This is a genomic window from Prosthecobacter fluviatilis (assembly GCF_055388355.1).
The window spans coordinates 515,193-529,209 of the sequence record NZ_AP043782.1 but is presented as its reverse complement, the minus strand read 5'-3'; the positions used below and the strand labels follow the sequence as shown (position 1 = coordinate 529,209).

Genomic DNA, 14,017 nt, shown 5'->3' with positions numbered 1-14,017 from the left:
GCAATCGTCAATCGGGCAGGCACTTGATGCGCACCAGCGCATGGATTGACGGATTGCCGAGCCATCGATTGTTGAGGTTCCAAAACCTCACATACGCGAGGCCGGGCATTGAGTCCCATGCGTTGAAGTGATACCCTTGTTTTCCTATGGTCTCCCCCCTCCCCATCGTTGCCACGCTCTGCCTGCTGGCAGGTGCCACTGCCTTTGCCCAGACGCCGGCTCCCACCCACGCGAATGTGCCCTATGGGAAGCATGCGAAGCAGGTGCTGGACTTTTACCAGGCGAAGGCGGCGGACGGTGGTGCTACTCCCCTGCTCTTCTTTGTGCATGGCGGCGGGTGGATGACGGGCGACAAGGCGAACCCGGACTTTCTCAAGCAGTGTCTGGATGACGGCATCTCGGTGGCGTCGATCAACTACCGCTTCATCCCGGATGCGCAGGCGCAGGGCATCACGCCGCCGGTGAAGGCCTGCCTGGACGACTGCGCGCGGGCGCTGCAGTTTGTGCGCAGCAAGGCGGCGGAGTGGCACTTTGACAAGAAGCGGGTGGGCGGCTGCGGCGGCTCGGCGGGCGGCTTCACGGTGCTGTGGCTGGGCTTCTCGCCAGATATGGCGGACGCGAAGAGCGCCGATCCCATCGCGCATGAGTCCACGCGGCTGAGCTGTGTACTGGCCTTTGTACCACAGACGTCGCTGGACCCGAAGCAGATGCTGGCGTGGATCCCCAATCTCCAATACGGCAATCACGCATTTGGACTGGGGAGCATGCAGGAGTTTCTGGAGAAGCGGGACAGCCTGATGCCGTGGATCGAGCGCTTCTCACCCTACGCGCTGGCGAGTGTGGATGACCCGCCGGTGCTGCTGTTTTACGACAGCGCTCCAGACCTGGGCAAACCGCCGGCCAAAGACCCGGTGCATTCCGGCAACTTCGGTGCGGGGATCGCGGACAAGCTGAAGGCGGTGGGGATCGAGCACGAGATCAACTACAACAACGACTACGGGCACATGAAGTACCCGAACCTGTTTTCGTTTTTGAAGGAGAAGCTGGGGAGGTAAAGCGAACCTCCAACTTCATGCTGGAAACAGGCTGAGATGAACGAATTTGGACATTCGTTTTAATGGCCGATCAGTTCTTCGAGATCGCCCTCGGTCAGCCCCTCCATCATCGGCGTCTGATCATTGAGGGCGGCCTCCACGAGGCCGCGTTTTTGGGCCTGGAGTTTGAGGATTCGCTCCTCCACGGTGCCACGGATGGCGAGGCGGTAGGCATTCACGACTTTCTGCTGGCCGATGCGGTGGGCGCGGTCGATGGCCTGGGATTCCACGGCAGGGTTCCACCAGGGATCGGCGAGGATGACGTTGTCGGCGGCGGTGAGGTTGAGGCCGTAGCCGCCGGCCTTGAGGCTGATGAGGAAGATGCGGCAGGCGGAGTCTTTCTGGAAGCGGGCCACCTGCTCGGGGCGGTCCTGGCTGCTGCCGTCGAGATAAGCGTGGTCGAGCTTTTCGGCCCGCAGGTGTTCGCGCATGAGGCGCAGGAACTGCACGAACTGGCTGAAGACGAGGAGCTTGCCGCCGGACTCGAGCACGGACTGGATCTGGCCCAGAAGGGCGGGCCATTTGCCGGAGAGGTCATCCTGGTCGAGGCCTTTGAGCACGTCCGACTGCACGCCGGTGAGGCGGAGGTCGCAGCAGACCTGGCGGAGGCGCAGGAGGACGGTGAACATGGTCATCTTGGCCCCGCCCTGGCCGGAGCGGCGGCGGGCAGCCTTGATCTCCTCCCGGCCTTCTTCGAGGATCTTGCGGTAAAACTCGCTCTGCACGGAGCTGGGGGTGCACCAGAGGATCTGCTCGATCTTTTCCGGCAGGTCCTTGAGCACCTGGCGCTTGGTGCGGCGGAGGAAGAAGGGTTGTGTGAGCTTTTGCAGGCGGAGGGCGGCGGCGCGCCCGGCGGGGAGGTCCAGCCCGGACTGGATGGGGGTCTCGAAGCGCTCTTTGAAGGAGCTCTGATTGCCGAGGTAGCCGGGGAGGGTGAACTGGAAGATGGACCAGAGATCGCGCACGCCGTTTTCCAAGGGGGTGCCGGTGAGGGCGATCCGCCCGGTGGATCGGAGGCTGCGGAGGGTCTTGGCGGCATCGGTGTCGGGGTTTTTGATGAAACTCGCCTCATCCAAAAGAACCAAACCAAACTGAATAGTTTGGTAATGTTTAATATCTCTGATGATCAATTGATAAGAGGTCAATATCACGTCAAAATCAGAGATGGAATTCAGGGCCTTTTCGCGCCCGGAACCCTGCACAAGTAGCACTTTGAGGGAGGGGGCAAAGCGCTCGAATTCGGACTGCCAGTTGGCGAGCAGGGACTTGGGGCAGACGACCATGACGGGGCCGCCCTGGGGGCCTTTGCGCTGTTTGAAAAAGAGAGCGACGGCGATGCTCTGCACGGTCTTGCCGAGACCCATCTCGTCTGCAAGGATGCCGCCCCGGCCACGGAGCACGCGGGAGGTCATCCAGCAGACGCCTTCCATCTGGTAGGGGCGGAGCATGGCCGCGAGCGGACCGATCTCGGAACCAATTTCGTCCGTGGTAACTTTTATGTCGTTACTTTGATCCACGTCTGCATGGCCGAAGTACGAGGCGTGGGCTCCGTGAACCCGTGCCCCATGGGGGGTGAGTTCTAGCGGGACATCACGCAGGGATTCCTCCAGATCATCCACCGCAGCGACATCGAGGATGTAGCGCTTCCCATTGGCCCCTTGGACCGATTTCTGGCCGGAGCGGACGAGTCGGAGGACCTCGGCGCGGGGGAGGCGGAAGCCATCGGCAGACTCGTAGGCGAGCTCCATGCTGAGCCAGTCGCCGCCACCTGCGCGCCCGCCTTCTGCCTGAGCGGGGGGAGGGACAAAGCGGGTCTTGGGGGCGATGCGCTGGATGCCGCGCGTGGCGGAGCGCCAGCGCTCCCCCTCGGCAAGGGTGGCGACTTGGCGGAGCAGAGCAAGCTCTGAGGCGTAAAAGCGGAGGACGTTTTCGCTGCCCTGGAGACGCCAGAGGGAGCCCTCAGGCTTGAAGCCAAGGCTTTCCAGACGGCGGAGAAGACGGATTTCGCCATCCACGTTCTGCGCGTAAAAAACAAAAATGTTGGATTCGTCCTGAATGGGAAAGAGAGAAGCAGGAGGCTCGCCGAGGCGCACGGGCCATCGGTGGGTGGCGTAGCGGGCGGTGACCTTGGCATCGACGACTTGGAGGGAGCCGTCGAGCTGGATTTCGAACTCGCAGGGGACCGGGGCGACGTGGAATTTCTCGAGCCCGGCACCGCGCAGCTCCATCTGGAAGCACTCGCCGAGAGCCTCCCCCTGCTCTGCCAGCCAGCGCAGCGGGCGGGTGACAGGGCCACGGCTGAGGTCTGAGGCGAGGGTGGTGAGGGCGGGGCTGTCTGCCAGATGGCGGAAAAGGGAGGCGGTCTCCAGACAGAGCCACCAAGCACCGAGCACGTGGCGCTGCTGACCGCCCTCGAGGCGGAGACGGACGTTTTGGGAGTCGGCCATCTCGACGACAAGGGGCAGGCGGACGAGCTCCGGAGCCACATGGAGGGGGCGCTCTTTGCCATTCGGCCTGCCGATGAACACGCGGGGGTGCTCGGCCAGGGTCTGCAGGAAGGTGTTCACGCTGTCCCCCCTCAGCGATATGGGCAGGGTCTGGGGCTGCTTGATCCCCTGGGAGAAGAGCCAGGCGGCGAGGCGGGAGGTTTCGCTTTCGCCTCCAGCCTCAAATTTGATGAAGACGCCCACGGGTTCGCGGAGCTGGCTCTGGAGGAGGGTGTCCGGGAGGTAGATGGCGTAGCGGCCGGAGACCTGGAGGGGCTGGAGAATGGGAGCACTGGCTTTGGCAGGTGCGGGGGGGCCGCCAGCAGTCGTAGCGCCGCGCGCCCCGGTGCTGGCTAAAGCCGTTGCTGCACTGCCTGGTCCGCCGGAACGTGGCCTGCCGCCCCCGCTTTGCTCGCGGACGTGGGCGAGTGCCACAGCGAGGGCGTGCTCGCACATCATGCCGCTGCGGCGGGCGTGGGGGCAGGTGCAGAGATTTTCCACATCGGAGGAGGTGCGGATGCGCAGGCCGGTGGTGAATTTCATTTTTCCTGAGCCTGCCGTGCCCCGGATCAGGCCGTCGCTGCTGCTGGTCACGGCGGCCAGACCTGCGTCCACCAAGGAGCGGGCGGCCTTCATCACCTGCCAGCCGCCAATTTCTCCGAGCCATTTCTCTGTGATTTCCATTTCGTGCTGGCGTCTCCCATGGTTTATCTGCAAAGTCCAGCGCCAAGTAACTATGAGGATTGTCGCCATTTCCAACCAGAAAGGCGGTGTCGGTAAAACGACGACCGCTTTGAACCTCGCCGCATGCCTTACCCAAAAAGGAGTAAGGGTGCTGCTGGTGGACCTCGATCCCCAGGCAAACGCCACCAGCGGGCTGGGACTGGCCCAGGAAGACGGCGGCAGCCTGTACTCCGCCCTGGTGGAGGGCACCGACCCACGCCAGGCCATCCGCAGCACGCGTCTGCCCAATCTTTCCATCATCCGCTCCCACCAGGAGCTGGCCGGGTGTGAAATCGAGCTGGCGCAGGCGGGCAACCACATGGCGCGCCTGCGCGACGTGCTGGCTCCGCTGCGCGATTCCGGGCATTTCGACTACGCGATTCTGGACACCCCGCCCTCCCTCGGGGTGCTCATGACCGGTGCCTTGGCGGCGGCGGATGAGCTGCTGGTGCCCATCCAGTGCGAGTACTTCGGGCTGGAAGGCCTTTCCAAGATCGTGAACGTGGTGCAGCAGATCCGCGAGTGCGGGGCGAACCCGAACCTGCTGCTGGAGGGCATCGTCATGACGATGTATGACAGCCGCGCCAATCTGGCAAACCAGGTGGTCAATGACGTGCGCAACTACTTTGCCGAAACCTGCTACCAGACGCTGATCCCGCGCACCGTGCGCCTCGGCGAGGCGCCCAGCTTTGGCAAAAGCATCATCGAGTACGAGCCTTCCGGTCGCGGAGCGCAGGCCTACCGGGCGCTGGCAGAGGAGTTTCTGGCGCGGCGCTCCGGCGCCCCGATCCAGGCGCCCGGCCCGCTTCCCACCGAGGTGGCCGCCTAACCCCCACGAGGGACTTGGTGTCATGCAGACGCCCGCACCTGGACCCGGCATTCATGGACGCGGCGCGGCGCTGAATCCGGACCAGCGTTTCGCGGAGCTGCATGTGGACTATGATCCGGGCGAGGCACCGGAGAAAGTCGCCACCAAGTTTCTGCGCGATCATTCCTCCAGCATCATCGCGCGGCACAGCAGCCCCGACCTGCCCTTTGAGGCCAGCCTGAACCCCTACCGCGGCTGCGAGCACGGCTGCGCCTACTGCTACGCACGGCCCACGCATGAGTACCTGGGCTTCTCCGCCGGGGTCGATTTCGAGTCCCGCATCATGGTCAAGGAGAACGCCCCTGCCCTGCTGCGCGCCGAGCTGCTGAAGCCCTCCTACAAACCGGTGACCCTCTCGCTCAGCGGCGTCACGGACTGCTACCAGCCTATCGAGAAAAAGCTGCGCATCACCCGCGGCTGCCTGGAGGTGCTGGCCGAGTGCCGCCACCCCGTGGTGCTCATCACCAAGAACCACCTCATCACGCGGGATGTGGACTTGCTGGCCGAGCTGGCGCAGCACAAGGCAACGGCGGTTTACATATCGATCACCACGCTCAAACCGGAGCTCGCACACAAGCTGGAGCCGCGCGCGTCAGCGCCGAAGATGCGGCTGGAGGCCATACGCACTCTGCACGAGGCCGGGGTGCCCGTGGGAGTGGCGACCGCGCCGATCATCCCCGGACTGAATGACTCGGAGATCCCCGCGCTCATCGAGGCCGCGCATGCAGCGGGGGCACAGTTTGCAGGCTACACCGTGGTGCGCCTGCCCTTTGCCGTGAAGGATGTCTTTCGCACCTGGCTGGAGCAGAACTTTCCCGGCATGAAGGACAAGATCCTCAGCCGCATCGAGGAGACGCAGGGCGGCACCCTGTCGCACGGCGAGTTTGGCAAACGGCTCAAAGGCGTGGGCGTGTGGTCGGAGCAAACGGCGGCGCTTTTCAAGGTCTCGCTCAGGCGCGCTGGCATGCTGCAACGAAGGCCGGAGGTGAGTGCGGAGGCGTTTCGCCGGCCGCGTGATCCGGGCGGGCAGATGGAGCTGTTTTGAGGATCGGCAAAGTGCTTCCGAACTTCAGTTCGTTCTGGATTCTGGAATAGGTCTCAGGCTTCCAGAATGAGCTAAAGCTCATGAGTACTTTATTTTGCCAATTTTGCCAAGGACGCTTAATAAGTAATCAATGCCTGACGTCGCCCAGCCAGCCCATGCACCGGCGGACAGAGCCACTGCGGCTGTCTGTGCGCCGAGTTTGTCGAGCATTGAAGAGCACTACAAGCTGCTGAGCTGCCTGCTGGATTACATTCCCGACCGCATTTACTTCAAGGACAGGCAGGGGGCGTTTGTGCTGGTGAGCCGCTCTGAGGCCGAGTATCTGGGGGCCGCTGATCCGGCAGAAGTGATCGGCAAGACGGACTTCGACTACTTTGAGCACTCGCTGGCGCAGGCGGCCATGGAGGATGAGCTGGAGCTGATGCGGCGGGGCAGATCCATCACCGGCAAGGAGGAGAAAAAGCGGCTGCTGGACGGACGCACCGGCTGGGCGCTGGTGACGAAGATCCCGCTGCGCGATGCGGATGGCGGCATCATCGGCACCTGCGGCATTTCGAAGGACATCACAGCGCTGAAGGAAACTGAGGAGGCTCTTTACAAGGCCAACGCTGCACTGGCATCGCAGAAGGCGCTGCTGGAGCAGTCCATGGCCGAACTGCAGCAGACGAAGCAGGAGCTGGTGCAGCAGCTGGCTATGCGCGAGCGTGTGGAAGACGAACTCGTACGGGCAAAACGCGAGGCGGAGGAGGCCAGCAGCGGGCTGGGCCCCTTCTTTCAGGTGGCGCTGGACATGCTCTGCATCGCGGGCATGGACGGGTACTTCAAGCGCATCAACCCCGCCTTTTACAACACGCTGGGCTACACGGTGAAGGAGATGCTCAGCAGGCCCTTCCTCCATTTTGTACACCCGGAGGACCGGCCCAAGACGGTGGACGCCATGGGCCAGCTGGAGGCCGGGCTGAATCTCGTCAATTTCGTCAACCGCTACCTGCACAAGGACGGCTGCTATCTCTGGATCGAGTGGACAGCCGCGCCGAATGCCGACAAGACGGCGATCTACGCGGCGGCGCGCAACATCACCCTGCGCATCCAGGCCGAGGACGACCTGCGCATGGCGCGCGCGGCAGCCGAGGCCGCCAACCAGGCCAAGAGCACCTTCCTGGCCAACATGAGCCACGAGATCCGCACCCCCATGAACGGCGTGCTGGGCATGACCGAGCTGCTGCTGAACACCCGCATGACCCCAGACCAGCGCGGGTACCTGAACCTCGTGCGGCAGTCTGCGGACTCGCTGATGACGGTGCTCAATGACATCCTGGATTTCTCCAAGATCGAAGCGGGCAAGATGGACCTGGAAAAGCATGAGTTTGACCTGCGCGACTCCATTGGCGACACCCTGCAGACACTGGCGATCCGCTCTGCGGAAAAGGAGATCGAGCTGGCCTACCTGGTGAAGCCCGACGTGCCGGACTGCCTGATCGGCGACATCGGCCGCCTGAGACAGATCATTTTAAATCTGGTAGGAAATGCCATCAAGTTCACCCCCCGGGGAGAGGTGGTGGTGGAGCTGCGCTTGGAGAGCCGGACGGAGACGCAGGTGACCCTGCATGTGAAGGTGTCTGACACGGGCATCGGCATCGCCAAGGAGAAGCAGGCCCATGTGTTTGAATCCTTCACGCAGGCGGAGAGCAGCACGACGCGCCGCTTTGGCGGCACGGGGCTGGGCCTCAGCATCTCCAGGCAGCTCGCAGAGCTGATGGAGGGACGCATGTGGCTGGAAAGCGAGCCTGGCAGGGGCAGCACCTTTCATTTCACGGCGCAGTTTGAGCTGGCCCCGCAAAAACCGCACGCCACACGACTGCTACCCGAAAAGCTGCGCGACCACCAGGTGCTAGTGGTGGATGACAACGCGACGAACCGCACGATCCTCGAAGAGATGCTCAGGAGCTGGGAGCTGCAGCCGGTGCTGGCCACCAGCGGAGCGGAGGCTCTGGACATCCTGGAAAAAGCGCAGGCGGATGGCAGGCCCGTGCCGCTGATGCTGCTGGACCTCATGATGCCGGAGATGGACGGCGCGGAGGTCTGCCGCCAGGCGAGGCAACGGCTCGGCGACACCGCACCGAAGATCCTGATCCTCTCCTCCGGCGGCAATCTGACCGCGCAGATCGGCGACAAAGACCTGGTGTATGAGCGCTGCTTGACCAAGCCTGTGAAGCACTCGGATCTGCTCGACACCATCAGCCGTGTGATGGGCTGCCTGGTGGCCGATGAGAAAACCGGCCTCGTGCATGACACGGCAGGACAGCAAAGCGCGGCGCCGATGAAGCTGCTGCTAGCCGAAGACGGGCGGGTGAACCAGATCATCGCCATCAAGATGCTGGAGGACCGCGGCCACCACGTCACACTGGCCGGCAACGGGCGCGAGGCTTTGGAGCTGCTGGCCAGCCAGACCTTTGACGCCATCCTCATGGACATCCAGATGCCCGAGATGAACGGGCTGGAGGCCACGCAGGCCATCCGCGAGAACGAAGCGCGCACCGGAGGTCACATCCCGATCATCGCGATGACGGCGAATGCCATGAAAGGCGACCGCGAGCAGTGCCTGGCCGCCGGCATGGACGACTACATCGCCAAGCCCATCCACTCCGCGCAGCTCTACCCGCTGCTGGAAAAATACGCCAGCCGCAGCCATGACGAAACAGCCGATCCCCTGCCCAGCAGCTGCGGTCGCGAGGCTCCGGTGTTTGACGCGGAGGCGTTTGCCGACAACATCGGCGACGGCCCGCTGATGCTGGAGCTGATCCGGCTGTTTTTCGAAGAGTCGCAGCCCATGCTCGGCAACGCCTGCCTGGCGCTGCATGAGCTGGACGCCGAGGCGCTGCACCACGCCGCGCATTCCCTCCAGGGTCTGGTGGGCAACTACGCCGCCACCCCGGCCTACAACGCCGTGTGCGCCCTCACCCAGTGCGCACGCAGGGGCAACCTCCTGCAGGCGGGCAGGCTGCTCGCGGAAGTGACGGAAGAGATCGCCAAGCTGCGGGAGGCGCTTCTGGCGTTTGAGAAGGAGATTGAGTGAGGGATCAGCCTGCCGCCAGCGCATTCAGCGCGTCCGCGATCCAGCCGCCGTCCGGCAGGGCGAAGGGGCGGAAGGTTTCGAGGCGTGACTCGTGTTCGCTGTAGAAGAGAGCGCGGTGGAGGCCGAGGGTACTGGCCTTGGGTGAGTCGATGAGGCTGGCGGAGTCGTTGGCACTCATCTGGAAGAGCACGCGCATGCCGAGCTCGCTGACGGCTTTGCGGCTGAGGGAGCGGTTGACGTTGTTGAGGGTGTCGAGGCTGGTGATGAGGTGGATGCCGAGCGGCGGGCCTTCGGAGATGATCTCGTTGAGCTGGTTGCCGGGCTTGGGCGTGTCGTCTCCGCCAAAGGAGAAGTCCTCCTCGTAGCGCAGCTTGCGGAACTTTTGCAGGCCATGGATGAAGAGGTAGATGGGCGGATCCCCTGCACTGCCTTCATCGCTGCGGCGCTTCATTTCGGCGTGGATCTCCGCGATAAATTCGGGAGCCTCATGCCCCTGCGAAATCTGCGCACGGCCCTGGGCGATGCTTTCGAGGAACACGCAGTCGGGGGTGCCGGCGAGCGCGCCGTGAATGAGGTAGAACTTCGGCTGAGCGGAGCGCGGATGCTGCGCGGCGAGCGCGAGCATGCCGAGGCCGATGATGGCGGCGACGGCTTCGTCGTTCTGGCCGACGAGCAGCAGGTGGCGGCCGCTCTGACGCGGGAACATGGCTTCGGTGGGGCCTTTGATGGCATTGGGCATGCCAAGCCAGCATTTGGGGTCCGCAGGCGCCTTGGCGGGTGGATTTTCCAAAGCGGCGGAGAGCAGGGCGTTGTCGCGCACGTCGGCGGGCATGTTGCCTTCGAAGATGATGGGGCGCTTGCGGCTGAAGCCACGCTCCTGGGAAATCTGGGTGACTTTGACGAGGCTGGCATCCCGCTCTTCGTCGGTGAGCCAGACAACCTGAAAGGGGCTGTTCCCTTCCACGGCACCGGCGGCGTCATTGTAGATGCCTTCACCAGGGCGCGAGAGCAGACGCGGCGCGGTGTTGCTGTCGTCCATGATGAGGGCGGCGTCGGCCTCGTTGCACTGAAGGGCGATTCGGATGACCATCTGCCCGAGCGTGGTGCGGGCCAGCGTGTAGGCACCGCCGAGCGTCTGGGAGCCAAGGAAGACGTGGATGCCGAAGGCGCGGCCCTGACGCACGATGCGGTCCAGCAGCAACGCAGCGCCTTGGGCGACGGCGTCATCTTCGGTGAAGTATTCCTGAAACTCATCAATGATGAGCATGGTGCGCGGCATGGGCTCGGTGCCTGGGACACGCTTGTACCCGGCGAGATCCTGCGCGCCGGCTTTGCGGAAGAGCTCGCCACGGCGGCGAAGTTCTTCATCGATGCGCTGGAGAACGCTGAGGGCGAATTCGCGGTCGCTCTCAATGGCGATGACCTTGGCGTGCGGCAGCTTGGCGTCGGCGTAGCATTTAAACTCCACGCCCTTCTTGAAATCGATGAGGTAGAACTCGACCTCGTCCGGGCTGCAGGTCAGCGCGAGATTGGTGATGATGATGTGCAGCAGCGTGGACTTGCCGGAACCCGTTTTACCTGCGAGCAAGGCGTGCTGGCGCGTGCCTTTGCCGATGGCAAGGTACTGCAGCTTGGTCGCACCGGTGCGGCCGATGGCGATGCGGAGTTCATTGGTGGTGCTTTCCGACCAGAGCTCCTTGGGAGTGACGACGCTGAAGGGCACCTGCACACGGTTGGAGTCGATGCTGGCCTGGCCGATCTGATGCGCGAGCTCTGCTGCGACGGCGTCTGGCGGCGGCGCATCCAGCTCCAGGGTGCGGATGCCATTGAAGCTGACAACACCCCGCTCCCGCACAATGCGCAGGCAGTTTTTGCGCAGGTCCTCAGGGCTGAGCCCCTCTGGCAGCGGCTGGCGGCGGTCCCAGTGGATGAGCACAAACACGCCGCAGCGCGCACCGCTCATGACGATGCTCTTGAGCCGCGCCATGGACGCCTCGCTGAAAGCGGCGGGCAGTCCGGCGATGACCAGGAAATGGTATTTCTCAGCCACGCTGCCGGCCTGCTCGTTGTACTCGGTGATGGTCGCGTACTCATTGCGCAGGTACATCTGGATGACCTTCTCCACGTGCTCATTGAGCTCGGCGAGGCGCTCTTCGATCTGGTCGCGCTGCGTCCAGATGCGGCGGTTGATGAGGGCGGGCTCGTAGTCTGCCAGATGCATGAGTCCGGCAAAGTTCTGCCCGAGGCCGACGGCGTCGATGATGGTGAAGTGCACCTTGCCCGGAGGTGCCTGGGAGAACAGACGGAATATGGCGTTGTTCATCACATCAGCCACCCATTTGCCGCCATCGTCATCGGTTTCGATGAGCAGGGAGCCCTCCTGCGGGAAGGCAAGGGCGAGCGGCAGGGAGATGCGCTCGTGGCTGCGCAGGTCAAAGGGCGTCTCCTTGGCGAAGAAGGCGGCCTGAGGGCTGAGATCGAGCGTGAGCTCCCCGAGGCGAACGGCGGAGGGAAAGGCCTCGTGCGGCTGATATGTGGCGCTCCAAGGCTGCAGCTGCGCGGTGGGGGCCTGCGTGACCTCATCCACGGTGGCGAGCAGCGGGGGGATTTTTTCGTTCCACTCGGCCTGCAGTTTGTACCAGCGCTGCTGGGCGGTGGCCTGCATGCTGTGCATGGTGGCCTCGTGCTGTTCGCAAATCTGCTGGCGCTCATGCAGCAGCGGGGCGCTGACCTGGGCGAGGGCGGCGGCCTTCTGCACCTCAAAGCGCTGCACATTGCGGACGAGCAGGCGCTCGTTGCGCGCGAGGCAGGCGGGGATCTGCGTGGCAAGCCTGCGCAGCATGGCCAGCCGATATTTTTCCGCCACTTCCTCCGTGCGGTTCCAGTCGGCGGTGACGAGGGCGTCCGTGTGTTCAAATTCGGCCTGGAGCTGGGCTGCGGCGGCGTCTTTGGCGGCATGGAGCTCCTGCAGGCAGGTTTCATAGTCCAGCACGGCGGCGCTGAGCTCCAGCAAGTCCACGCGGGGTTTGGAGAACATCTTGAACATGCCGGAGCTCTTGCCGGAGGCGAGCTGCTCTTCGAGGCCCTGCGCATGGCCCTCGATGTCGGCGATGCGGGCGGGGATGTCCGCCAGGGTGAGGCTGGTGTTGGGTGCGGGGGCGGTCTTGCGGCCGAGGCGTTCGCCGGTGGCTTTGAGCACCGCGAGCAGGCGCTCTTTCGCCGCGGTCAGGCGCACAAGCAGGGCGTCGGCGCTGTGCTCGAGCTGCTGGAGGCCGCGCTTGCGGATGGCGTCTGCATGCACACGGCGCATCTGCTGCCTGCCGAGCCAGCGCTCGCGCTCTTTCTGCACCATGGCCTGGAGATCGCGCTTGATGCGGTCTTCGTAGCGTTTGAAGGAAGTCCGGCGCACCGCATGGCGTGCGTGGATGGTTTTCACGTACTCGTCCCACTGGGCCGCCATTTCACTGACGGTGGCGGCGTGCTGCGCGTCAAAGGCCTCCAGCTGCTGGAGATGGGCCTGCTCTGAGGTGTAGCGTTTGGAGCGGGTCTCACGGGAGATCTGCTCGCTGCGCGTGGAGAAATCACCCACGGTTTCACGCAGCGAAGTGTGCAGGGAGGCAATGCGAGAGGAGCGAAGGTCAGGGGAGCTGTTCACAGTCTTTGCGGATCTTTCGGAGCAGGTTTTCGAGTTCGTTGATCATGGCGCCGGTCTTGGTGACGAGGCCGGGCAGCGGCTCCAGATACGTCTTTTCAAACTCCAGCGCCTTGGCATCGCGCCAGTGCACCTTGGTGGCATGCCAGTGCTCGGAAAGCTCGCGGGCGTTTTGGATGAGATTCATGAGGGCAGTCGGTCAGGAGTCGGAACTCGCTGGAGGGGCGGGAGTTTCGTTGTAGGCCTGAAGAATTTTCTGAATTTCGACGAGATAGGCCACGGCTTTGGCGAGATCTGTTTCAAGGTAGTCACGCAGGGAGTCCGTTTTGCGCGCCAGGGGATCGACGGTGCGGTCAAAGTCCCGGCCCCAGGCCTTGGTGCGCTCCGCCTTGGCCTGTGCCTCCTCGAGTGCGGCGCGGGCCTTGCGCACCGCCATCTGCTGAGCGGCGGGGTTGTCCACAAACTCGGACATGCGAGCGCTCATGAGCTCCTGCTGCGCCTGGTCGAGCTTCTTCTGCCGCATGCGGATCTGCTGCTGCCAGTAGGCCGGCTGCTCTGTCTGCACCCAGCCACGCGTCTTTTTCACAGAGTCCTGCACGGAGTCAAGCACCTGCTGAGTCTTGCTGATGAAGATGATGAGGGCAGCACGAAAGGCCTCGATGGAGTCGAGGTTGGAGATGCGCGCCTGGTCAGCCATGGGGCGGGTGTTCTTGGTTCCTGGGGCCTGGTTCCTGGATTAGCGCTGGCTGAGGTACTCCTCGATGCGCTGGGCCTTGCGGAGGAGGAAGGGGGTGTGCTGCTCGGACATCTCCATGAAGCGCTTGATGGCCTTCATGGTGGTGTTGAACTCGGCGGCGAATTTTTCGTGCTCGGCGTCCTGCCAGGTCTCGCCCAAGGCGGTGAAGCGGCTCTGCAGGGAGGCGGAGCGCTGCTGCATTTCTGTGTTGAAGCGCTTCAGCTCCTGCGCAAAGCGCCGGACCTCCTCGGGGTTCATGATTGCCTGAGCCATGCGTCAATCATGTAGAAGGAATGCAGATTGACGAATGGTTTTGCGACGAATTTGGCTGGCTGCA

The 14,017-nt window shown here is 63.6% G+C and carries 9 protein-coding genes; 4 read left to right on the top strand and 5 right to left on the bottom strand.

Annotated elements, in window-relative coordinates:
- The first annotated feature begins 146 nt into the window (after positions 1-146).
- On the top strand, positions 147-1,055 hold the full coding sequence (locus tag ACZ5WW_RS01830; RefSeq protein WP_377169462.1) for an alpha/beta hydrolase fold domain-containing protein: 909 nt from the start codon (positions 147-149) through the stop codon (positions 1,053-1,055).
- Between the two features lie 59 nt (positions 1,056-1,114).
- On the opposite strand, the gene ACZ5WW_RS01825 is transcribed toward ACZ5WW_RS01830, so the two are convergent.
- Positions 1,115-4,264: an SNF2-related protein gene (locus ACZ5WW_RS01825; RefSeq protein ID WP_377169460.1), complete on the bottom strand. Its 3,150-nt coding sequence runs from the start codon at positions 4,262-4,264 to the stop codon at positions 1,115-1,117.
- Positions 4,265-4,316: 52 nt separating this feature from the next.
- Between ACZ5WW_RS01825 and ACZ5WW_RS01820 the strand changes: the two genes are divergently transcribed.
- From ACZ5WW_RS01820 to ACZ5WW_RS01810, 3 genes are all read left to right on the top strand, one after another.
- A complete protein-coding gene (locus tag ACZ5WW_RS01820) occupies positions 4,317-5,132 on the top strand; it encodes a ParA family protein (RefSeq protein ID WP_377169458.1) in 816 nt (271 codons plus the stop codon).
- A 22-nt stretch (positions 5,133-5,154) separates the two neighbouring features.
- A complete protein-coding gene (locus tag ACZ5WW_RS01815; protein ID WP_377169456.1) occupies positions 5,155-6,216 on the top strand; it encodes a PA0069 family radical SAM protein in 1,062 nt (353 codons plus the stop codon).
- A 130-nt stretch (positions 6,217-6,346) separates the two neighbouring features.
- On the top strand, positions 6,347-9,292 hold the full coding sequence (locus ACZ5WW_RS01810) for a hybrid sensor histidine kinase/response regulator (protein WP_377169454.1): 2,946 nt from the start codon (positions 6,347-6,349) through the stop codon (positions 9,290-9,292).
- A 4-nt stretch (positions 9,293-9,296) separates the two neighbouring features.
- On the opposite strand, the gene ACZ5WW_RS01805 is transcribed toward ACZ5WW_RS01810, so the two are convergent.
- Genes ACZ5WW_RS01805 through ACZ5WW_RS01790 form a run of 4 tightly spaced genes read right to left on the bottom strand, consistent with a single transcriptional unit; the run spans position 9,297 to position 13,953 of the window.
- Positions 9,297-12,947, bottom strand: coding sequence for an FtsK/SpoIIIE domain-containing protein (locus tag ACZ5WW_RS01805; protein ID WP_377169452.1), 3,651 nt, complete (start codon positions 12,945-12,947; stop codon positions 9,297-9,299).
- Positions 12,931-13,131, bottom strand: coding sequence for a hypothetical protein (locus ACZ5WW_RS01800; RefSeq protein WP_377169450.1), 201 nt, complete (start codon positions 13,129-13,131; stop codon positions 12,931-12,933). Before ACZ5WW_RS01800 ends, ACZ5WW_RS01805 begins: the two co-directional genes overlap by 17 nt.
- Positions 13,132-13,143: 12 nt before the next feature.
- Positions 13,144-13,641 (bottom strand): hypothetical protein, encoded by a 498-nt coding sequence (locus ACZ5WW_RS01795; RefSeq protein WP_377169448.1) that lies wholly within the window; start codon positions 13,639-13,641, stop codon positions 13,144-13,146.
- Between the two features lie 39 nt (positions 13,642-13,680).
- Positions 13,681-13,953 (bottom strand): WXG100 family type VII secretion target, encoded by a 273-nt coding sequence (locus tag ACZ5WW_RS01790; protein ID WP_377169446.1) that lies wholly within the window; start codon positions 13,951-13,953, stop codon positions 13,681-13,683.
- Positions 13,954-14,017: the final 64 nt, after the last annotated feature.